We start from the raw sequence: 21,497 nt of genomic DNA on the forward strand, positions 1-21,497 counted from the left end.
ATGTTATAGCATAACATATCTCAAGGTCGTATCCATGACGAAACTTATCTTCCACCCCCGCCGCTCTGTCGAACAGGTCGAAGAAGGCACCGAACTTGCGCCCAAGTTTGATGGCAATGGCCTTTTGCTCTGTACCACAACCGATGCGGCAAACGGGGAAGTTTTAATGCTGGGCTGGATGAATGAAGAGGCTTTGGCACTCACAATTGAAACCGGTGAGGCACATTATTTCAGCCGCGCGCGGCAGGCCTTGTGGCGTAAGGGCGCGACATCTGGTCTGGTGCAAAAGGTGGTCGAGGCGCGGATTGACGACGATCAGGACGCCATTTGGTTGCGGGTTGAAATCGCAGGTTCGGGTGCGTCATGCCATGTCGGCTATCGGTCCTGCTTTTATCGCACCTTGCCCACAGGTCGTGATGCGGACAAGCCGCTGGTCTTCACCGAAGATAGCAAGACCTTCGATCCCGGGGCAGTCTATGGTGATGCGCCCAATCCGACGCAACTTTGATCGCCAGCCGAGATTTTCTCGCTGAATTTTGGCCGCAACGACCTGGCAACGTTGCCCTAGGAAGACAAAACTCATTTTGTTGCAAGCAAGATCACGCAGGTAGGCCCCGTAGAAATCAGACCCATAGATGGGGCGTGGGCCAGGATCGCCTTTATTCGTTCCTCCGTTGGCAAGGCCAATCCCGTTGGCTTCCTGCACTTATTCTTTACTTTGACACTCCAGACCCACCATGGTGCCGTTTCCAGCCTTCGCAGATCCGTCAGGTAGTGGGTTTTACCTGAAAGCCTTCGGTGGTGCCTCTTTATTGTCTGACAGTGACCCTGCGGGTCCGGTCACATGAACCTCTGGTTTCGATACCGGCCAGGTGTTCGGCGGGGCCGTGGGTTACGGCTACGCCGAAAGTCCCTTCCGCGCCGAACTCGAATTCGCTTACCGGACAGCCGAAGCTGACGGTGCAGCGGGTACTACGGGTGACTTTGCATCTACGACGCTGGCACTGAATGGATATTATGACTTTAAGCCTGTTGCGGGAGGTCGCCTAACGCCATTTGTAGAGGCTGGTCTCGCCTATGTCACCGAGATCGACTTCGACATCAGCGGCACCCGGCGAAACCGCGGCGCCGGTGTCTTTGGATATCAGCTTATGGCAGCGGCTGCATACCCAGTGTCCGACCGTTGTTCGATCAGCGGCGAGCTTCGCTATTTTGACGCTGGCAGTCAGTCGCTTAGCGGTCCGGGCGGAACGCTAAGTGCGGACTATCGAAGCGTCGACATAGCTCTTGGCACTGCGTTTCGGTTCTGAACTCGGGGATCCCCTGGTTTCCTGGGCTCTTCGGGCCCTTCACCTCCCCCTTCATCAAAGGAGACGGTCACGAAGGAAATGTTGGCGTAAACGGTTGTCGTGATCATTTTCCTTCAGAATGCGAGCTACCATATTCGAGATTGCAGGCTACCCGAAAAGAAACAGGCATGCTTGGATGTGCTAGGCTATTATTGCTTACTATGTTGACGCACTTCGCACCCCAGTCCGTTTGCTTGGGCACTGCCTTGAGGAACGAGGAACACGGTCCTGATGTTGCTGCCGGGAGTGCTTATCAAATCCGGTATTGGTTAGCTGACAAGTCTGCCTTTACGATGGTCGCCCAGTATGATGCGGTCGAGTTTAGACTGATTTGGTTTGCGCATTTAGCGCTTTCAGCCCGGCTTGCGATTTCTTAGCGCGATGTATGACATCGTGATCGCTTTTATTGCCACGATCACTCGTCTCCGGTGCATAACGGATCGTATTGCTGTCTTCCTTTGTCTGCGCCGGACTATCACATTTGTCTTAAAATGTTTGGCACGCACATATACTAAAGCATAGCCGCCTATACTTAGGAGCCGTCGCGAACCTTTGCGGGCCAGTGTAAATCAACGCTGATGAGCAGGAGACTACAATGAGAATTAGAGCTGCAAGCGGTGTATCCCTCAACGACGCCGTTTTGGCTTTGGGTGACGGTCCCTTCAGCTTTGTGACTGCGCACGCGAACTGCTTTGCGGACACGGTTCTGAGAAAAGCTCATGGCTTGCCAGACTTCATACATGGGTCAACCTCTTGTCTTGGAGCCATGACGGACACCGGTAAAACGGATGGAGTGGCAGTCTTTGCGATAGAAGACGCCCAGGGGGCTTATGGCACCGGGATGGCGAGCTTCGACACCGGGCCGCGCGCCGCAGCAACGGCGGCAACACAGAATGCGCTGCGCCAAGCTGACCGCCTGGGCGAGCAGCCAGAACTCGTTTGGGTTTCTGCAACGCCTGGAACCGAAGAAGAGATTGTGCAGGGCATCGAAGATGTGACTGGCAGCGACATACCCATCATTGGTGGCAGCGCCGCAGACAACTCCGTCAGCGGTGACTGGTACGTTTTTGATGGCAAGGGCAGGGAAACCGAGGGAGTTATCGTCTCGGTTTTGTTTCCATCGCGCCCGATTTCATTCGCCTATCAGAGTGGGTACTCTCCCACCGATAAGACCGGCAGGGTCACTAGCGTGGACGGGCGCACGCTAAAGGAAATCGACGGCAAACCGGCCATGGATGTCTATGCGGAATGGACGGGTTATGAGGTGCCTTTGGTGCCCAAAGGTTCCGGTCCCGAGGCCATACTAAGTGCCAGCACGCTTTGGCCGCTGGGCCGGGAAATCAACCAGTTAGGCCAAGTGCCGTTCTTTCTTCTCGCACATCCCGCAGTCGCCCATGAAAGCGGCGAGATGGAGATGTTTGCCACAGTCGAGGAAGGCGAAGAGATTACGCTTATGCACGGCACAAAGCAAAGCCTTGTTGAGCGGGCGGGTCGTGTCGCATCGCTGGCACGGGAAACTGGTCGGCTGAATGAAGGTCCTATTGCAGGTGCCCTGATGATCTATTGTGGGGGCTGCATGCTGTCAGTGCAGGACAGCATCCCAGAGGTAGTCAATGGCGTGAACACGGCACTGGGCAGCGCACCATTTCTGGGCGCGTTCACCTTTGGTGAGCAAGGCACGCTGATCAAGGCGGGAAATCGCCATGGAAACCTCATGATATCCTGCATAGTATTCGGCTAATCAAACACGTAGGCACCACATGGCCGAAGATGAAAGTCTGCGTGAGGCCCTGCTGGAGCTGCAATTTCTGCGCGACAGGGAAGCACGCACCCTCGAAGAAACAAAAACACTTCTCGACTGCCTGGAGGCATTTACCGGTGCCCCCAGCGCTGGTGACGCTTTGGCATCTATCTTTCTGTCGTTGCGGCAGAAGGTGGGTGCTGCACTATCTCTGGTTGTCGCGCTTAACGATGATGACGCGTTGTCGATTGTTGCCAGTGATGATCCCGACTTGCTCAGCTTGGCAATCGCACCGCCCTTCGATCCTTTCACACGTGCGCGCAACATCTCGGATCTTGGGGTTTTGGGCAAATGGGGCGACGGTTTTGACCCGTCCCGGTTCAAGGGCATGATTGCAACACCGGCTGCAGATGGGTTGGCGTTGCTGACCTTTCGGGAGCCACCATCATATTTTCGCAAAGACGATCTGAGCTTGGTGCAGCGCCTTTCAGGCCTCGCAGTCCAAGCCCTACGTAACAGCGAAATCGCCGCAGAGAAGGATCTGCTTGCGGCCACGATAGCCGGGTCCTCCTCAGGATTTGCAATCTCGGACGCAACGGACCCACGCCAGCCGTTGATCTATGTGAACGAAGCGTTTGAGCGGCTGTCGGGCTATGGCGCCGAGGAAGTTCTGGGCGAAAACTGCCGCTTTCTGTCAGCCGAACCACCTGATGCGCCTGAACGCAAGCGTCTGCGGGATGCCGTGGAAACACGTTCGGGCGGGCAATTCCTGCTGCATAACCGACGCAAATCTGGTGAGCTTTTTTGGAACGAGCTAACACTTTCGCCCGTCTACGACACTATGGGAGACGTCAAAAACCTAGTGGCTACGCAATCTGATGTGACGTTGCGGGTCGAGGCTGCCGCGGAACGGGATCAGGTGCGAGAAAGAATGGAAAGCGCCCTGGCCGCGACATTGGACGCTTTTCTAGTGCTGGATGCTGATGAAAGCGTGTCTTTTGCCAATAAGGCCGTCAATGATTTCTTCCCCGCACCGGATATCGGCTGGCGCGTTGGTAGCGGTTTTGCAGAAAATTGGTCGGCTTTTCTGATCGCGAGCGAAGGCGAGGCAGACCGTATCACACGGTTGGTCCGGGGCGCTGATATCAGCCAGCTGAGCACACTGCGCAACGGGCAAGAAGTCAACTTGCCAAGCGGGAGGCGGGTCTTAATACGTGCAAGCCGCCTTGCTGATGGCGGGATGGTGCTTTCAGCGACGGATGTCAGCGAGATCAAGGCCGCCCAGCATCTTTTGTCGCAAAGGCTCGCCGCGATTGAGGCTGCACCGGACGGTATTGCCATCGAAGACGCAGACGGTAAGCTGACTTACCTGAACTCTGTCGGGCTGGCGCATCTTTCCTTTTCCTCGGCCCAGGCTGCGCAAGGGCAAAGCTGGCGCGAAAAGTATCATAACGCACCACGCTCACCCGAGAATAAGTCCTTTGAGATTACTCTCAAACGTCGCGAGAAAGGTGCGGAGCAAACACACGAGATCATTGGCTCTCCGCTTGAAAATGGCGGCAGCGTCATCGTTATCCGTGACATCACTGAAAGCTTGGAAACCGAAGTACGAGAAGAAAAATTGACGCGTGAGTTGTTCCGGCTGCAGCGGCAGGAAGCGATTGCCCAACTGACCGCCGGTGTTGCACATGACTTCAACAACCTCCTCTCCGCGATCAACGGTTCGGCCACGCTGATTGGCATGTCAAAGGACCTGCCCAGCGATGTGGCGCCTCATCTTGACAGAATATCGCGCGCAGGGGCGCAATCCGCCAAGCTGGTGGCCCGGCTGCTCGATGTAGGTGCACATGACGAATCCGATGGAGCGTTTGAACTTGTCTCCGTGCTGTCGGACCTGCCATCGCTGGTGCAGGCAAGCCTACCGGCGTCGGTCACTTTGACCATTTCAGATGAGGCACGTGCCGTAGTCCTGCGCGGCAACGCTGGCACGCTCAGCCAGATCTTGATCAACCTGATCCTTAACGCGCGCGACGCCCTTGAAGGAACAATTGGCGCCATCAAGCTGGAGGTTGAGCCAATCAACTGCGTGGCAGATGAGACGCTGCAAGTCGGCAGCATCACGGGCGGGCGCGAGTATATCAAACTGACCGTCAGCGATGACGGAAGCGGCATGACCATGGAAACAGCCGCAAGCGTCTTCAACCCCTACTTTACGACGAAGGGACGCCTGGGAACTGGGTTGGGTCTGGCGACGGCCGCGTTACATGTGCGATCACTTGGTGGCGGGATTGAGGTGGAAAGCGCCATTGGAACCGGAACCAGGGTTGCTCTCTATTGGCCGCTGGCAAAGGCAGAGGTTGAAGCACCTGTGATCGGCGAACCTGGTGCAGACAACCTGTCGGGAAAGACCATCATCATCGTCGACGATGACCCTAACGTCAGCGGGGTTGTCGGGTCCTATCTGGAAGCGCTCGGAGCCGAGGTTGCCGCATGCGAAGACCCACGCGATGCGGTAGAGGCGATCATGGATGATCCTGCCGGTTGGTCAGCGCTTATCACAGATTACGACATGCCGATAATGAACGGAGGGGAACTCGTTGCGAAGGTTAGACCAAATGCGCCGAACCTGCCCATCTTTGTCGTCACAGCCCTTGCCAAGCGCCTTTCTGACCCACGCCTTGCCGCAGACCAGGTCAGCGGGGTTTTCGGCAAGCCGATTGATCTTGTGCGATTGTCGCGGGCACTAGCGGCACTCTCGAACACGCGGTAGTGTCCGGCCATGAGACTACTACTTGCAGATGATCATGACCTTGTTCTCGAAACCCTTGGCGCGTTTCTGAGCGCTCAAGGCCAGTTTCAAGTTGAGACCTGTGGCTCATTGGAAGCGGCTTGCGAAAAGATCGGGAATGACGAGGCCTATGACCTTGTTCTGCTGGACTACTCAATGCCTGGTATGGATGGGCTGCAGGGGCTGGAAAAGGCGATCTCTGCATCATTCGGGCGGCCGGTCGCGATCATGTCCGGCACTGCAACCAAGGCCGTCGCACAAGAAGCGATTGATAAGGGCGCGATTGGGTTCTTGCCAAAGACTATGGCCGCAAAATCACTCGTGAACGCGGTCCGCTTTATGGCTATGGGCGAAACCTATGTTCCGCTCGACTTTCTGAACGCACAGGATGAAACCGAAGAGCTGCCGCTGGCTAAGCTTTTATCCGAACGCGAACGGCAGGTTTTGGGCGGGCTTTGCCGCGGTCTGTCGAACAAGGAACTGGCGCGCGAGCTTGACCTGCAAGAGGTTACAATCAAGCTGCATGTCAAAACACTCTGTCGCAAGCTCGAAGCCAAGAATCGTACGCATGCCGCGATGATCGGGAAAGAAGCGGGCCTTATCTGAAAAGGCCCGCCACTAGAGCTTAGAACATGAAGCTGTCGCAGATCTCCTGGTAGAACGAGTTGATTTGTCCATCTTCACGTGATGCGAAGGTAACCGTGCAGCCCCCAAGATCAGCTAAAACCGATCCATCGTCTGCCGCAGTCACGTTTTCGGCCAACCAGTTTTCTACTGTTAGATCGACCAACAGGTCGAGGGCGCGGACATCGATGCGGTCACTTTCTGATCCGTCATTGCGGAAATCCATGATCAGGTCGTTGCCGCCATCCATGTCCTGATCACGGAAAACAAAGCGGTCGCTGCCTGCGCCTCCAAGGGCTATATCGTCGCCAGCGCCCAGATAAATCCGGTCCTTTCCCGCACCACCATCAAGCATATCATTGCCAGATCCACCATTCAGATAGTCGTTGCCATCATCTCCGGACAGTGTGTCGTTGTCTGATCCGCCATTCAGTTTATCGGCACCATCACCACCTTTGAGCGTATCGTTACCCTTATCGCCGCGCAGTGAGTCATCGCCAGCGTCACCCGACAAAAAGTCATTGCCGCTGCCACCTTTCAGGTTGTCTTGGCCCTCACCACCGAACAGGCTGTCATCGCCAGACCCGCCATCAAGAGTATCCTGACCCGATCCACCATCAAGCACATCGTTTTCGCGACCACCATTCAGTAAGTCATCACCCTCGCCACCTGACAAAGTATCTGCGCCCGAACCGCCCGATAGCGTGTCATTGCCAATCCCACCATCTAAATGATCGTGGCCAGCGGAACCCGACATGACGTCATCGCCAGCACCACCGAAGAGGATGTCATCATCTTCTTGCAACAAGTTGCCGAACTGATCATAGCGCAGGCCATCGTTATCATAGACTGACACGATATCGGGGTTTTCCTGGCCTGGTGCGGCGCCGCCATGAATTAGGTCATCGCCACTGCCACCATTGATTTTATCACCAGCCGAACTGCCACTAAGGACGTCATCACCTTGATTGCCTAAAATCTCATCAGCACCAGCATTTCCATCGATTGTGTCGTCAAAACTTGACGCGTCCGAGGGATCCTCTGCCATGGAGATATCACGGATTAGAATGCTTGAATCGAGATCAATCGCCTGAAATGGATCAAGCGCACGCGGGTCTGCGGCACCGTCATTAGAAGACGAGCGTGGAGCATCAGCTACCAAAACAAGTATGGCTTCGCCCGTAGAAGGATCAGTTTCAACGCGGTAGAAGCCGCCAGATGAACTTGTTGTATCATTCATGTCGTGATCACCAGAGTTGCCACCGACATAAAGAGTGCCGTCTGCGTCGATGATCGCTGCGCCGAAAGTTACCGCCGGCAAGCCCTCCTGCAAAACACCGTCGATCATTGTTCCAGTGACGGGCACCAGTGTGAACGCAGGTTCATCGCCAGAAACGTCAATGGTAATCAACGTACCGGCTTGGCCTTCTGCGTTCGGTCGGACTACTCCGCTAAATGTTTGGGTCTCCGCATCATATGCCACGTCCCAAACCCGTGCCTGAATCAGCTCATCAGGTAAGTTGAACCGTTCAACAATGGGATTTCCATCCGCATCGCGTTCGGACACATCGACGCGCATGAAGTAGTCCATGTCCGCCTCAAATGCCCAGAGGTTGCCCTTATCATCAAAGTCCCCAGTCCATGAGCGATAGGGTGTTTCTCCAATCCGGTAGCTTTGCCCATCTGCATCAATCATGACCAGATCACGTTGCGATATTGCGTTGCCTAAAGAGTCAACACCGTCGCGCACAGCAATCCCATAGATCAGATCATCTTCGACATTGAAGCCAATCGCATTGACTGTGACCGTCGCGTCAGCACCCGCTTGTGTGTAGGTCTGCGTGGCAGGATCAAACACAACAAGCGTGCCATTCAAGACTTGGTAGAGGTTTGGTTGGCCTTCTGCGAACGCAGCGACGTTCACCTCTTGTCCTTCAATTGTCATGGTCTTTTCATAAGAAAAAATTGGACCAGAGCTGTCGATATTGGACTGTCCTTCGGGTTCCGTTGAACGGAATGTCAGTTCACCGGGGTGGCCTGTTCCAGTGAAAGTGACAGTGATCGGTTCGAAAAGACCGTTTTCCGCGTCATAGCTGCCAATGCTGTCGCCATTCCACAAGACTTCGACGCCACCTTGCGCAACACCCGCGCCAATGTTGGCTGCAACTTCGAACGTCAGTTGATAGTCAACGCCCGCGGTCGTTTCGACAATTTGCGACATTGCGTTGTGGCCACCTGGAAGGTCCGTGACAGTCCATTGGCTGGTATCGGCATAGCCAGCAAAAGACATGGCACCTTCTGTGCCACTCAGCAGGTTTTCATCATAGTCACCGACGATTAAATCTTCGCCGGCTGCGCCGTGGATGGTGTCATCACCTCCTCGACCGATGATGACGTTTTCGGCGCCATCACCTCTAATCTCTTCATCAAGATCAGTTCCTAATATCTTTGACATAACAGTCTCCTTGGTTACGGGTCACATCACCAGCCAATGCCGTGATAGGCAGGCGAGGCAGGCAATCTTGGGAACACGCGAACGACATCGATCACGGGTGTGCCTATGGCGAGTGCTGCGCGCGAAATATCTGCGTAAGTCTTCGTTTTCTGGGTCACCACAATCGCATCCGCGTAAGCGCATGCAGTCTCGGCACTTTCGGCAATCAGATCGCCCAATTCATCCGCAACGGCAGCAAGACCAGCGGCACCATGTTTGACGTAGCCAAGCTGCGCGGCGATGTTTGTATCTTTCGTAACCGCGGGGTCATGCGCTCGGACCGCGATGCCTGCTTCTCTCAACGCTGCAATCAGTTCGAGCGTTGGACTTTCGCGTAAGTCATCTGTGCCAGGCTTAAATGCCAATCCAAGTACTGCAACGCGTTGTGCACCGCTGTCTCTGACCAATTGAACTGCTTGGGCCACTTGCACGCGATTTGACTGGTCCAGCTGCTCAATCATTGGCAAGGCAACGCCAGCCTGCTCAGCGATATGGGTCACTGCACGCACTTCTTTCGGCAGACACGACCCGCCATAGGCAAAGCCAGGCTTGAGATAGTAGGGTGACAGATTCAGCTTAAGGTCCTGACAGAAGACTTCCATCACCTCATGGCTATCGACATCCTGGCTCTTGGCCAAACGTCCAACTTCATTGGCAAAACAGACCTTTGTCGCGTGCCAAACATTGTCCACGTATTTGACCATCTCGGCCGTCTTAATCGATGTGATGATGGCCGCCCCATCGACCGGCAGGTAGATCCGGCGCAGTATATCAGCTGTGCGGTCGCAGGTGGCACCGATCACCGTCTTTGGAGGAGCGTAGAAATCCTCTACCGCGACACCCTCGCGTAGGAACTCCGGGTTGAAGGCGACACCAAAATCGACCCCAAGTATTTTGCCACTCATCCGTTCAAGGATGGGTGTCATGACGCGCATCGTCGTTCCTGGCGGAATGGAGCACCGCATAACAAAGACATGGAAGCCTTCTTTTTGGGCGAGACCTACAGCCATTGACTTGGCCGCAGCCTCGATGAAACGGTAGTCGCATCCTCCGTCAGCAGCTGTTGGCGTACCGACCGAGACGAAGGTCACATCCGTATCCCGCACTGCAAAGGCAAGATCGTCAGACGCCGTAATGAGACCCTCTTCGACGCCCTTGCTCAGCAAACGACCAAGGTCTTTTTCATGGATAGGAGAGCGACCTGCCGCGATATCAGCGACCTTCTCGGGGTCGATATCAACGCCAACGACGCGGTGACCAAGGCTTGCAAGGCAGGCAGTTGAAACTGCCCCTACGTAGCCAAGACCAACGATAGAAATCGCGGGCTTCTGGAGAACGTCAAACTGCTCTGCAGGTAGAGCGTTAGTCGTATTTATTGGGCTTAGATCAAGCATTTTTGCCATCCGTGGAGTAAGTTTTCATCTACTGCGTTGATAACTAAAGCACTGAAAACGCTTGTTATATTGCCCATAAGTGTACGGAGAGGCGCGTTAGAGACCGATCCGATACGAAAGGATAGTCAGCACAAAGCGATCGCTCCGAGACGACAAAAACCCCCGCCAAAAAAGCGGAGGCCCTTGCTGTCCCATGAGTGGAAATCTATGCCGCTTCGATACGCCCTTCAGGTGCTCGCGCGTAGATATCTTCATACCGAATGATGTCATCTTCGCCGAGGTATGGACCGCTTTGAACTTCGATCAGTGTCAGTGGGACCTTGCCTTTATTCTCCAACCTGTGCACTGCCCCGAGTGGGATGTATACGGACTGGTTCTCAGCAAGGTTGCGGACGTCGTCATCTACTGTGACCGTTGCTGTCCCTTCCACGACGACCCAATGCTCAGATCGATGTAGATGTGATTGCAGCGAAAGCTGACCACCGGGTTTCACCATGATCCGCTTGACTTGGAAACGATCCCCGAGCGACAGCGTCTCATAATGTCCCCATGGGCGGTGGCACTGCTGGAACCCAGTAGCTTGCGGCGCGTTCTGAACCTTTAGTTCGGCAACAACATCCTTGACGCGTTCCGCATCATCCATGTCTGCCACAAGAATTGCATCACCCGTTGCGATTGCCGCGATGTTCTTGAGCCCCAATCCAACAATGCGTGTATCGGGGCGATCTGAGCGGAGCAATGCGCCTTTACAGTCGATCTGGGTCGCAGCACCGGTCAGCGTGTTGCCATCTGCGTCCTTTTCTCCCGCGCCATGCACCGCCCGCCAAGAGCCGAGATCTGACCAGCCACAATCTACCGGGATTACGGTAAGTGCGTCAGCGGCCTCCATAACGGCATAGTCGATTGAGATATCATCACAGCGTGCGTAGGCGTCTGCGCCAAGACGGAAAAAGCACAAGTCTTCTGCCCCCGTCGCCACGGCAGCACGGCATGGCATAACAAGGCGCGGTGCCAGGACTTCGAAAGCCGCAATAATCGTGCTGACGCGGAACAGGAAGATACCGGCATTCCACAGGTATGTTCCACCGTTCAGCATGTCTTCGGCAGCGGCTTTGGTTGGCTTCTCCACAAAGGATTTGAGTGGCTGCGGCGTGGCCTTTTTCGGAGTGTCCGACAGTTGCAAATAGCCATAGCCGGTTTCGACCGCGGTGGGCGTGATCCCAAAAGTGACGATTTCACCTTGCTCGGCGGCTCGCGCACCTGCCGCAACGGCTTCTGCAAAGGCAGTGGGGTCCGTGATCTGATGATCTGAAGGTGCGACAAGAAGGATTGCGTCTGGTGTCGCTTCATGATGCAGAGCTGCCGCAAGGATAGCTGCAGCCGTGTTGCGCCCTTCTGGCTCGAGCAGGATAGTGGCATCTGCAACACCCGCCTGCTCTATCTGCTCGGCTGTGATAAACCGATAGTCTGTCCCCGTCACAACGGTTGGTGCAGAAAAACCTGCCCCTGTAAGACGACGTAGCGTCGACTGGAAGAGGCTCTCATCACCGACTATGTCGGTGAATTGCTTGGGGAAGCTTTGGCGTGATGCAGGCCAAAGACGTGTGCCTGAACCGCCGGCGAGGATAACTGGGGTGATCATGAGGTATACTCCGCTAGATTTGCATTGATCTTGGTTTAGCCAATGAAATCGGGGCTATCTGCTGTCCGAGAGGAGAGGTGACGCGGTCAAAAGCACAGCGCACTGTCCAAAGGGATAGTCGACTGCTGTTCTTCAGAACGGAGTGGGCAAAGCACCAGCGTAGATTGCGAGGATAGTCACGAACGTGGTTACTGCAACTGCGAGCTGAGCCTTGGCCGTGCCGTTTTGCAGGCGGGCGAACCAACCCTCCCCTGCTCCAGCGCTTTGGTTGCCGCGGTTGGACCATTTCTGTTTCGATAGATGAAAGATCATGAAGATCTTCACCGATGCGTTGATGACTTGGTTGAGGTAAAGGATGAACGGCCAGCTGAGGTCAACGCGCCGCGAGTAAGTATAGAGGAATGTACAAAGTACGACCCGACTAAACAGCACCCAGATTAAACACGACCAAAGATAGAGTGGATCAATCAATGCCGTTAGGATCGCAAGTGTGGGTGACACCATCATGGTCCACATCGCTAAACGCTGATCGACCACACACCACCAGATGAAGGGTTTGACCTGGCGCGGCCCCAGCGCGATTGCACGCGATCCATTTCGAAGCATGTTGCCGGACCACCGTCGAAAGTTCTGAACCATACGTTCCAGCCCGTTCTCTTTGATGACTTCGATCGTATAGACTGTTGCATCTGGCACGTAGGTCATCTTTGCGCCCTTGGTCAGCATGTAATACCACGTGCTCTTGTCATCGCCGGACAAAAAGCGGAACCGTCCCCAAAGCCAGTGGTCAAGGTGATCTGCTTCAATTGTCCGAATAAAACGTTCGCTCAGCATATGCTGCGCGCGAAAGACGCTCATCCGTCCGGTGAGGGTCAGCACTTTGCCGGAAATAGCATGAGACTGCATAGCCAACCTGCGTTGCGCAAAACGCATGTCCAGCCAGTTTGCAATCCACTTAGGTCCATAACAGATGACCTCTTCATCTGTCGTTAGGGCCTGAAGTTCGGGGTCCGCCCCAAACATTGAAAGTGTTTTCTCCAGAACGTCGTTTCCATACAACGCATCGCCGTCCATAAAGATGACGAGATCATCTTTGTCTACGCCGTTGCGATTGATTGCACGCAGGATCATACCAATGGCCATGCGCTTGCCCGGTTGGTTCTGTCGCAGGAATACGAGCTCGGCCAGATCATCAGGTATGTCCTGTGTATGTGTTTCGACAAATGACCGAATAATCAGCTCGTCATATGCCGAACCGGTACCGATGTAGATTGTGGTTGGGATCTTCTCGCGCCGGATTTGCGCAAGCATTGAGCCAATAACGCGCTTGGTAATGGCAGGTTCCTCATAATAGGTAGTCATCTGGATATGCAGACGCCTTGGCCGCCATCCACTTTCCCAAACCTCGCTCGCAGCAGCGCGCATCCCGGGCCAACACAGACGTCGGTAGATCTCGGCCCGGACAGCATGGGTGAACCACCAGCCAAACCGCCAAATGCCCAGCGTACCCAGTACCAATGTCACTTCGAGCGTATCGGGCTGGAAAAAGCGATTCTGCGTATGGATCAGCAACCACAAAAGTATTGCTGTAATCAAAGCAAGGCCCAACAGCTGTGTCGCCCGCCATTTAGCGAGGCCACGTTTGGCCGGTGCCCGCAACCCGCGCAATCGCACAGTGAGGTCCTTATCGAAGGCATATTCAGATTCAGGTGCGTGCATCAGAAACCAAACTGCGCCAGGAATACATCCCAACGCTCTTCCTGCTCTGCGATCCACGGGCGCTTGGCTTCCATTTCAACTGGAGCCAGATGCGGGAGCGCCTGGCGCGTTTCCGCGACCGTCAGACCGCCAAAATGTACTGCGACGAGCATCCCGAAGTCGGGCGATATCTCCGGGTCAATACCCGCTGCCACTTGATGCACTGCGCCTTTCAACTGGCGGGGGCCTTGCGGACCAGCGACCATCACAGCCACCTCCATACCCGGAAAGATCGCTGCCGACATAGAAGAGTCGAGCCAACCGCGTGCTAGGCGCGCTTCGGCAGCTTCGATAACGGCGACGTCAGATCCTCTGGCAGCAAGCTGACCTTGAATCACGGCAATCTCTGCTACGATCCCATCAGTTTGAGCCACAACGTGCAAAGCATCGCCTGCATCCCGCAAGCGGCCCCGCTCTCGTTTCAAGCGTCGCAGCTCATCGCTGAGGCTATCAACCTGCAAAAGTGCCGCTTCATGTGCGGCAAAAAGATCTACATGGTCTTTCGCATAGAGACCGTCAAACGCGGCCAGCAATCGCTCGATTTGCGGAAAGCTCGGTTGCATTGCGGCAATAATCGCAGAGCGAATGCCAGCAATGCGATTTGCAAGCCTTTCCTCCGTTATCATGGCAGTTGCAAGCCGTCCTTCGATCAACTCGATCCGGCTGCGAACATCTTCCAAAGCAGCTTCACCTTCTGGATCAGTCAGGCGCACGAGGACATCACCTCGCGCAACTGGTTGATCAAGGGAGACCAAGACTTCTTTTACAAAACCACGTTGCGCCGCTTTGTGGGGCAAAAGCTGCGCTTCGATCCGTGCGTTTTGAATTTCGACATGCGCCAATTTGTTCCAGACGCCCGCGCCAAGTGTCCAAAACACGATCGCTCCTAGGCAGAGGTACATAAAAACGGATAGTGCAGCGCGAAGACTACGGGGTGATTTGCCTTCGGTGGCAATCGTCTTTTCCTCTTCTGTTTCCTCCATCGGAACCAGATCAACCGGCGTATCGAGGCTTGTGATAACCTCTTCGGTAGATGCCATTTTCCCCGACAAGATCGACCGATAGAAGACCGCGAGGGTTTCCCTCTGCCGTCCGGTCAGCCCGTCAAATGACAAAAACTGGGTGTCGTCATTCCGTTTCAGGCGGACCGGAAAGCGTATGTCGACACCCTGAAAGGGGATCGACAAGATCGCCCCTTTTGGCAGAACGTCGCTGTCATAAGGAAATTCAAACCCCTGCAGCGACCAATTTGAGACCGTGATCTGCTCACCGCTGTTGAGCTCGAGGCCCAATGGGGCACGAACCTGGAAGGATAAGTCAGACATGGGGCGTTCATGCCGAATCTTCATGAACCGATCTCCGTTACGTTCGACTTTTATTTACCGTCATCGGGTGCGGTATGTGTGGCGCAGCGGGATAGCCGGTGTCTCGAAAGTATAGTGAACGCGCGTTCGGATATAAGTATATGTTTTTGCTTTGTAATTTTTGAACGGCGGCGTACATCAGCGGAAATTCTGATCTTGGAGAATACCGATGACCCGACTTTCCTGCTTCAAAGCTTACGACATTCGTGGCCAGGTCGATGTTGATCTAACAGAAGATCTTGCCCGCGATCTGGGCCGTGCAATTGCCACCGTGCTGGAAGCCCGCACCGTTGTACTCGGGCGCGACGCCCGCGCAGCATCACCCCGCCTTTTGGATGCCTTGGCAGGTGGGCTGACTTCCGAGGGTATTGACGTGCTCGATCTGGGGCTATGCGGCACCGAGGAGGTTTATTTCGGTACGGATCACTATGGTGCCGACGCCGGCGTAATGGTCACCGCATCCCATAACCCGATTGAGTTTAACGGGTTTAAATTGGTCGGCGCGGGTGCAGCACCGCTGCCGGACAATGTGTTCCGGAGGATTGAGGCTGCGACGACCGCGCGCGCTGATGCGGGCGGTGTGATTGACGGTAGTCGTCAGAGTGTCAATTGCCGTGATGCCTACGTCGCTCGGGTCTTATCGTTCGTCGATGTGTCGAAACTGGGCCCACTGAAAATCCTAGCGAATGCAGGGAATGGCGCCGCCGGGCCAACGTTTGACGCCGTCATCGCAGGGTTGCGCGCCAAGGATGTCGCTATTGAGGTGGAGCGTCTGCACCATGATCCTGATCCAGCATTTCCAAATGGGATTCCCAACCCGCTCTTGCCTGAAAACCAGCCCGTTACAGCAGCAGCTGTTGTTGCCAGCGGTGCAGACTTCGGCATTGCATGGGACGGGGATTTTGATCGCTGCTTCTTCTTCGACCACACCGGGGCCTTCATCCCTGGTGAGTATGTTGTAGGCTTGCTTGCCGGATCCATGCTGGAGCGTTTTCCGGGCGAAGGAATCGTGCACGACCCACGCGTCTACTGGAACACGCAAGAGGTCATTGCACGGGCTGGCGGTCGCGCGATCGTTTCAAAGACCGGTCATGCATTGATCAAGGCAAAGATGCGCGAAACGAACGCGGTCTACGGGGGCGAAATGTCAGCGCATCACTACTTCCGCGATTTCATGCACTGCGACAGCGGCATGATCCCGTGGTTGTTGATTGCTGCGTATGTCTCCCAAACCGGACAAACCCTGTACGAACTGGTTGCCGATATGCGCGGGCGCTTTCAAAGCTCCGGTGAGATCAATTTCCGGGTCGATGACGCCGGGTCCGCTACTGAACGCGTCCATCGCGCCTTCGCAGCCGATGTCGTGAAATTAGACCGGCTTGATGGACTAAGCCTTGAGATGACAGATTGGCGCCTGAACTTAAGGTCGTCCAACACAGAGCCGCTGCTTCGGTTAAACGTTGAGGCCAAGACTGAAGATATTGATCTTAGTAGTTTAGTTGGGGCGGTATCACAACTAATCGAGATCTAAAGCAACCTCATGCCCTCATTACAGCGCCCCTCCAATCCCGATTATCTGGTTCAACAAATCGACCCAGTGCCGCCTCGAAGAGAACGGCGATATTGCCATCAATCTCAACGCAACTCGCCCCGGACTCTGTCAGGATTGGAAGGGCAAATGAGCATTCGTACCGGTGGAGAAGGATCAGGAAGGAGAGCTCGCATTCGACCGCTTCGTGGTTTTGCTAAATCAGGGGTAGAGGCTAAGACAGCAGGTCCTTTCGATACCCCGCACCTCGCAGACGAATGCAACCCCTCGCTGGCGAAGCGCAAGCTCGCCTCGCATCGATGGAGACCACGAGCGCAGGACCTCAATGCCGGGAGGTTGGTAAGGCGCTTGGGCATAATCGAACTCTATCTCTGCTTAGTATATCGTTTCATTTATGCCGCTTTGGACGCATAACCATAATACAACAGACTGTGGGCCCACCTTGTGAGCATTTCGCTCACGCAGTGCATGGCAGGTTTGACGTGCCGTAGCGCAGCATCGTGACAGATAGTCTAAGGTCCGCCCAGAGCCGTTAGCTTATCCTAGTCGCGTCGAGAAACCCTGTCTGCGATATGCGTCATCGACTTCACAAACTGCGCTCGATCCTCTGCAGGCAGAGCATCGAGCATCATTTTCATCGTTTGCTTTTCCTCGGCATTGATCAAAGCGAAAGCATGCTGGCCATCGGGGGTCATACTCAGCGCAATGGAGCGCCGATTGGTTTCGGGGCGTTCGCGCGACACGAACCCGCGCACCACGAGGCGGTCAACAACGCTGCTCGCGGTTGTTGGAACCACGCCCAAGTGGTTGGCCAAATCCGACAGCATACAGTCCTGATGATCCGAGAGATATCGGAGCGTGGCAATGTCAGCAGCGACGAAGTTCAACTCTCGATGCGCCACCTGAACATTCTTTTCCGCGATCTTCAGTGCCTTCATCAGCGCGGTCACGGCCTTGTGAAGGCTCTCTATTTCTTCTTCCATACTTAAACCTTGTGGCACCCTGATGGGAAACGCACGGACAGCCTCTTCTGAAAATTTTTGTTCGATCTCTGGACATTACGAAGGTCGTATCTACCTCCTCCTATAACAAGGTCAACATGGTTGGAGGTATGCATGTCAACGTCATTCCAGTTGAATGGAGAGCAGGTCACGGTTGATGTCGACCCCGACATGCCACTTTTGTGGGTTGTGCGCGAGCAGATCGGACTGACGGGCACAAAATTTGGATGTGGCATCGCCGCCTGCGGGGCCTGCACCATGCACGTGGACGGAGAGGCGACGCGTACCTGTGTGCTGCCGGTGTCGGCGGTAGATGGTGCTGTCGTGCGCACTATCGAGGGTATTGCGCCGTCCGAGACACCGAGTGCTGTGCAACGCGCCTGGCTGCAGCATCAAGTGCCACAATGCGGATACTGCCAATCTGGCATGATCATGGCGGTCGAGGCGCTCTTGGATGAAGTGTCAGATCCAACGGATGAGGATATCGATGAAGCCATTACCAATATCTGTCGCTGCGGCACCTATGACCGCATCCGCGCCGCGGTGCATACGGCAGCCGCCTTGCGTCGGGAGGCCTAAGTTATGAGCGAACAGAATAGGAAAAGCTCCTCCTTGGGGACATGGACCCGCCGATCCTTTCTCGCCACCGCTGGTGTCGTGGGCGGCGGCCTCGCTCTAGGGATAACCCTCTCGCCCGACCGGCTGAAAATGGCATCGGTCGAAGCGGCGACGGGCGACGAGGTGATGTTGAACACCTGGGTTAAGATCGCTCCCGACAACCAGATCACCGTGTTCTTCCCGCACTCCGAGATGGGACAAGGCGCCGGCACCGGACTTGCGCAGATGCTGGCAGAAGAGATGGAGGCCGATTGGGACAACGTGACCATCGCGCAGGCCCCCGCGACCGAGGATTACATCAACAGCGATCTCGGGCGCGGCTACGTCATTGGTGAAGGTGCAAACATCCCGGCCTTTATGTACCCAATGATCGATTTTACGTTCCTGCAGATAGCGGGTGGATTGGTCGGACAGCTGACCGGGGGCAGCACGGCGATCCGGCTGACGGGACATCACGGGATGCGCCGAGCGGGGGCCGCGGCGCGTGAGATGCTGATGCAAGCGGCGGCGGCTAAATGGGAGGTGCCTGAAGGCAGCCTGACAGCGCGCGACAGCGTGATCACCCACGACGCCTCGGGTCTCAGCGTCACTTTTGGCGAATTGGCGACCGGAGCGGCGGAATTCACGCCGAACCTCAAACCTGCGCTCAAGTCCAGTTCGGAGTACCGTATTGTCGGTCGGTCTAAGCCGCGCCTCGACCTGCCGGCGAAAGTCAATGGTACCGCCGCTTTCGGGATCGATGTGACCGTGCCGGGTATGGTCTATGCAACGATCGCCCTGCCGCCGTCGCGCGGAGCCTTGGTCGCATCGGTCGACGAAAGCGGGCTGACCCAACGTGTGGGCCTCGGACGGGTCCTCAACCTGGGCGATGTCGTCGCCGTAACTGCCGACAGCTACTGGACCGCAACGCGCGCTTTGCAGGAGTTGCAGATCGTCTGGGAGGGTGGCCAGACGGAGGTGTCGTCTGACAGCGTGCGTGCGCAACACAATGCCGACCTAGACCGGGGTGAGTTCGAGGTAATGGACGAAGAAGGCGACGTGTCCATAGCGATTGCTTCTGGAACTGCGCTTCAGGCGGCCTTCGACGTGCCTTACCTTGCACATGCGACGATGGAGCCGATGAACTGCACCGTGGCCCTGAAAGGGGACCAAGCCGAAATCTGGGCGGGAAGTCAGAACATGCTATTTGCCCGAAATGCCGCCGCAGAGACACTTGGGCTCGAACCCGCCGATGTGACTATGCACCAAGTCTATCTTGGCGGCGGGTTCGGGCGTCGGGCTGAGAAAGATTTTGTCACCGTCGCCGCGCGCATTGCGCAAGAAATGGACACGCCGGTCAAGGTCATCTGGTCACGCGAAACCGATATGGCAAATGACACCTATCGTCCCGCCATACTGAGCCGGATGGAAGGCGCAGTCGAAAGCGGCCGCATTACCGCCGTGCGGCATCACTATGTCGACGCGCAATCCGGCATGCCCGATAGCGAACGGCCCTTCGCCTTCCAATACGACGTGCCGAACCGGGAAATCGGGCGCGTCATCTGCCCCAGCCCTATCCCGGTTGGCACGTGGCGTGCGGTGGATTTCACGCAAATGGGGTTCTTCAACGAAACCTTTATGGACGAACTGGCCGAGGCGGCGGGGGCAGACCCGCTTGGCTTTCGGATCAAACATACCAGCGACCCGCGCATCCGTGCCGTGCTGGAACGTCTGGGCCAGATCGCGAACTGGGGCTCAAACCTGCCCGACCGGCACGGGATGGGCGTGGCAATGGTGAAAAGCTTCGAATCCATCGTGGCCCAGGCTATCCAAGCCAGCGTTACGGAAGATGGTGGCGTGCGTGTGCACAAGGTCTGGTCTGTCGTCGATTGCGGCAGGCTGATCAATCCGTCAGCGGGCGAGGCGCAAATTACCGGATCGGTTATTTATGGCCTGACCTCGGCGCTGTGGGGCGAAATCACCCTTGAAGGTGGAGCAATCCAGCAGCTGAACTTCCCCGACTATCCGATGATGCAACTGGCGACCGCGCCTAAGCAGGAGGTGCATTTCATCGCCAGCGACGAGGCCCCTGGGGGCCTGGGCGAGCCCGGTGTGCCGCCAGTGACCCCGGCGCTGACCAATGCGATTTATGCGGTCACACGTGACCGTATCCGTAGTCTTCCCATCGGCAAACACGGGCTCCATGCTGCCTGATGTCGGCTGCATGCGCCGATGGTTCCGGTTGCCGGTCCTTCTATTGAACGTCAATCGACCGACAGCTTAGAAGGCGGAAAGAAATCGACGGTGTGATTGCATTGATTTGCTCCTGCCGCGAATGCTGCCTTCGACGGGCTGCAGCGCAGCAAAGGTTGTTGTTCTCCAACGGCGGCGATGGGCCGTCCGCGCAGCTCTTCTGCGAAATGCGACTAAGAATGCTGCGCCGTCTCCTTCGGCTGGAGTGCGCTGGGAGTAGCCAATGCTGCAGCCTGTACGAATGGCAGCTACCGGTAGTGCCGTGACGCCAAATCTAGAGCGAGCCTTAGCTAACGTGCAAGCTACTGTCGTTTGTTGGCCAGACATAGTGAGGGCGTTGCTGCGACATCGTGAAGATCGAGAGCTGCAGATTAAGGGTCGTGGCTTTGGCCTTTTGAGAAAGGCCCAGCTAGCTGGCGATACGGTTTCGGATTTCTGCCAAAACCGCCGCGTCCACACACAGCCAAACCCCAAGCTGTCCACTCTTCCGCAAAACGGGGCGTTTTCTCAGATGAATTTCGATCGCCTCAATCTCTAGATGGGCTGCGCAGGCCCCCCGCGACACGGGTGATGAGCCGCTCTTGCATATCTTAGTGCCCATCACCCGCCAGCCGGTCGATATCGCTGATCAGTCGGTTTTAGTCAAAAACTTGGTTCATGCGATCCGCGTTGATCAGCGTCAGAGAGGGATCAATCGTCAGCCTGCGGTCGAGCAGGTGCGCATCGGGGGCAACATTATCGGGCCCGTAAATGCCAAGCGACGGCGTCAGCTCTAGCTTCTTGAGATCAATCATGCTGTTCATGTTGCGTTGTAACCCCCATCATTAAATTCGTCATGTTCATCATTTGGGAGTGCATTGTCTTGTGCGAGCCGGCATTTTCGTCTGTCATTCGTTCGGAACAGCCCCGCTAACGACGCCGCACCTTTGCGGTACTGGCAGCC

General features: G+C 55.8%; 15 protein-coding genes. 8 read left to right on the forward strand and 7 right to left on the reverse strand.

Annotated features, from left to right (window positions below; all coding sequences use genetic code 11):
* The first annotated feature begins 34 nt into the window (after window positions 1-34).
* From hisI to SLH49_RS02775, 5 genes are all read left to right on the forward strand, one after another.
* A complete protein-coding gene (gene hisI, locus SLH49_RS02755; RefSeq protein ID WP_320267642.1) occupies window positions 35-508 on the forward strand; it encodes a phosphoribosyl-AMP cyclohydrolase in 474 nt (157 codons plus the stop codon).
* 379 nt (window positions 509-887) lie between these two features.
* Complete coding sequence (locus SLH49_RS02760) at window positions 888-1,310, forward strand: outer membrane protein (RefSeq protein ID WP_413785263.1); 423 nt, start codon at window positions 888-890, stop codon at window positions 1,308-1,310.
* Window positions 1,311-1,944: 634 nt separating this feature from the next.
* Window positions 1,945-3,090, forward strand: a complete 1,146-nt coding sequence (locus SLH49_RS02765) for an FIST signal transduction protein (protein ID WP_320267643.1) — start codon at window positions 1,945-1,947, stop codon at window positions 3,088-3,090.
* Between the two features lie 19 nt (window positions 3,091-3,109).
* Complete coding sequence (locus SLH49_RS02770) at window positions 3,110-5,860, forward strand: PAS domain-containing protein (protein WP_320267644.1); 2,751 nt, start codon at window positions 3,110-3,112, stop codon at window positions 5,858-5,860.
* 9 nt (window positions 5,861-5,869) lie between these two features.
* Window positions 5,870-6,484, forward strand: a complete 615-nt coding sequence (locus SLH49_RS02775) for a response regulator transcription factor (RefSeq protein ID WP_320267645.1) — start codon at window positions 5,870-5,872, stop codon at window positions 6,482-6,484.
* A 19-nt stretch (window positions 6,485-6,503) separates the two neighbouring features.
* Here the strand turns inward: SLH49_RS02775 and SLH49_RS02780 are convergent, their stop codons facing one another.
* From SLH49_RS02780 to SLH49_RS02800, 5 genes are all read right to left on the reverse strand, one after another.
* Complete coding sequence (locus SLH49_RS02780; RefSeq protein ID WP_320267646.1) at window positions 6,504-8,957, reverse strand: calcium-binding protein; 2,454 nt, start codon at window positions 8,955-8,957, stop codon at window positions 6,504-6,506.
* 26 nt (window positions 8,958-8,983) lie between these two features.
* Window positions 8,984-10,390: a UDP-glucose/GDP-mannose dehydrogenase family protein gene (locus tag SLH49_RS02785; protein WP_320267647.1), complete on the reverse strand. Its 1,407-nt coding sequence runs from the start codon at window positions 10,388-10,390 to the stop codon at window positions 8,984-8,986.
* 205 nt (window positions 10,391-10,595) lie between these two features.
* Entirely contained in the window at window positions 10,596-12,032 is a 1,437-nt protein-coding gene (locus SLH49_RS02790) for a mannose-1-phosphate guanylyltransferase/mannose-6-phosphate isomerase (RefSeq protein WP_320267648.1), read from the reverse strand.
* A gap of 132 nt (window positions 12,033-12,164) precedes the next feature.
* The gene (locus SLH49_RS02795; RefSeq protein ID WP_320267649.1) at window positions 12,165-13,751 is read right to left on the reverse strand and encodes a glycosyltransferase; all 1,587 of its coding nucleotides are present in this window, start codon (window positions 13,749-13,751) and stop codon (window positions 12,165-12,167) included.
* Entirely contained in the window at window positions 13,751-15,115 is a 1,365-nt protein-coding gene (locus SLH49_RS02800; protein WP_320267650.1) for an HlyD family efflux transporter periplasmic adaptor subunit, read from the reverse strand. The genes SLH49_RS02795 and SLH49_RS02800 overlap by 1 nt, the downstream gene beginning before the upstream one ends.
* 208 nt (window positions 15,116-15,323) lie before the next feature.
* On the opposite strand from SLH49_RS02800, the gene SLH49_RS02805 reads away from it, so the two are divergent.
* Window positions 15,324-16,685, forward strand: a complete 1,362-nt coding sequence (locus SLH49_RS02805; protein WP_320267651.1) for a phosphomannomutase — start codon at window positions 15,324-15,326, stop codon at window positions 16,683-16,685.
* A 560-nt stretch (window positions 16,686-17,245) separates the two neighbouring features.
* Here the strand turns inward: SLH49_RS02805 and SLH49_RS02810 are convergent.
* The gene (locus tag SLH49_RS02810) at window positions 17,246-17,686 is read right to left on the reverse strand and encodes a MarR family winged helix-turn-helix transcriptional regulator (RefSeq protein ID WP_320267652.1); all 441 of its coding nucleotides are present in this window, start codon (window positions 17,684-17,686) and stop codon (window positions 17,246-17,248) included.
* Between the two features lie 132 nt (window positions 17,687-17,818).
* Here SLH49_RS02810 and SLH49_RS02815 point away from each other — a divergent pair, with 132 nt between their 5' ends.
* Both SLH49_RS02815 and SLH49_RS02820 read left to right on the forward strand, forming a co-directional pair.
* The gene (locus SLH49_RS02815; protein WP_320267653.1) at window positions 17,819-18,283 is read left to right on the forward strand and encodes a (2Fe-2S)-binding protein; all 465 of its coding nucleotides are present in this window, start codon (window positions 17,819-17,821) and stop codon (window positions 18,281-18,283) included.
* A 3-nt stretch (window positions 18,284-18,286) separates the two neighbouring features.
* Complete coding sequence (locus tag SLH49_RS02820) at window positions 18,287-20,515, forward strand: xanthine dehydrogenase family protein molybdopterin-binding subunit (RefSeq protein WP_320267654.1); 2,229 nt, start codon at window positions 18,287-18,289, stop codon at window positions 20,513-20,515.
* Window positions 20,516-21,192: 677 nt separating this feature from the next.
* Here the strand turns inward: SLH49_RS02820 and SLH49_RS02825 are convergent.
* On the reverse strand, window positions 21,193-21,357 hold the full coding sequence (locus tag SLH49_RS02825; protein ID WP_320267655.1) for a hypothetical protein: 165 nt from the start codon (window positions 21,355-21,357) through the stop codon (window positions 21,193-21,195).
* Window positions 21,358-21,497: the final 140 nt, after the last annotated feature.

Origin of the sequence: Cognatiyoonia sp. IB215446 (assembly GCF_033963825.1) — a bacterium.
Classification (GTDB): domain Bacteria; phylum Pseudomonadota; class Alphaproteobacteria; order Rhodobacterales; family Rhodobacteraceae; genus Yoonia.

Bases quoted from the DNA above. Each gene is read 5' to 3' on its own strand.
- hisI (WP_320267642.1), top strand. From the start codon at position 35: ATGACGAAACTTATCTTCCACCCCCGCCGCTCTGTCGAACAGGTCGAA.
- SLH49_RS02765 (WP_320267643.1), top strand. From the start codon at position 1,945: ATGAGAATTAGAGCTGCAAGCGGTGTATCCCTCAACGACGCCGTTTTG.
- SLH49_RS02770 (WP_320267644.1), top strand. From the start codon at position 3,110: ATGGCCGAAGATGAAAGTCTGCGTGAGGCCCTGCTGGAGCTGCAATTT.
- SLH49_RS02775 (WP_320267645.1), top strand. From the start codon at position 5,870: ATGAGACTACTACTTGCAGATGATCATGACCTTGTTCTCGAAACCCTT.
- SLH49_RS02780 (WP_320267646.1), bottom strand. From the start codon at position 8,957: ATGTCAAAGATATTAGGAACTGATCTTGATGAAGAGATTAGAGGTGAT.
- SLH49_RS02785 (WP_320267647.1), bottom strand. From the start codon at position 10,390: ATGCTTGATCTAAGCCCAATAAATACGACTAACGCTCTACCTGCAGAG.
- SLH49_RS02790 (WP_320267648.1), bottom strand. From the start codon at position 12,032: ATGATCACCCCAGTTATCCTCGCCGGCGGTTCAGGCACACGTCTTTGG.
- SLH49_RS02795 (WP_320267649.1), bottom strand. From the start codon at position 13,751: ATGCACGCACCTGAATCTGAATATGCCTTCGATAAGGACCTCACTGTG.
- SLH49_RS02800 (WP_320267650.1), bottom strand. From the start codon at position 15,115: ATGTCTGACTTATCCTTCCAGGTTCGTGCCCCATTGGGCCTCGAGCTC.
- SLH49_RS02805 (WP_320267651.1), top strand. From the start codon at position 15,324: ATGACCCGACTTTCCTGCTTCAAAGCTTACGACATTCGTGGCCAGGTC.
- SLH49_RS02810 (WP_320267652.1), bottom strand. From the start codon at position 17,686: ATGGAAGAAGAAATAGAGAGCCTTCACAAGGCCGTGACCGCGCTGATG.
- SLH49_RS02815 (WP_320267653.1), top strand. From the start codon at position 17,819: ATGTCAACGTCATTCCAGTTGAATGGAGAGCAGGTCACGGTTGATGTC.
- SLH49_RS02820 (WP_320267654.1), top strand. From the start codon at position 18,287: ATGAGCGAACAGAATAGGAAAAGCTCCTCCTTGGGGACATGGACCCGC.
- SLH49_RS02825 (WP_320267655.1), bottom strand. From the start codon at position 21,357: ATGAACAGCATGATTGATCTCAAGAAGCTAGAGCTGACGCCGTCGCTT.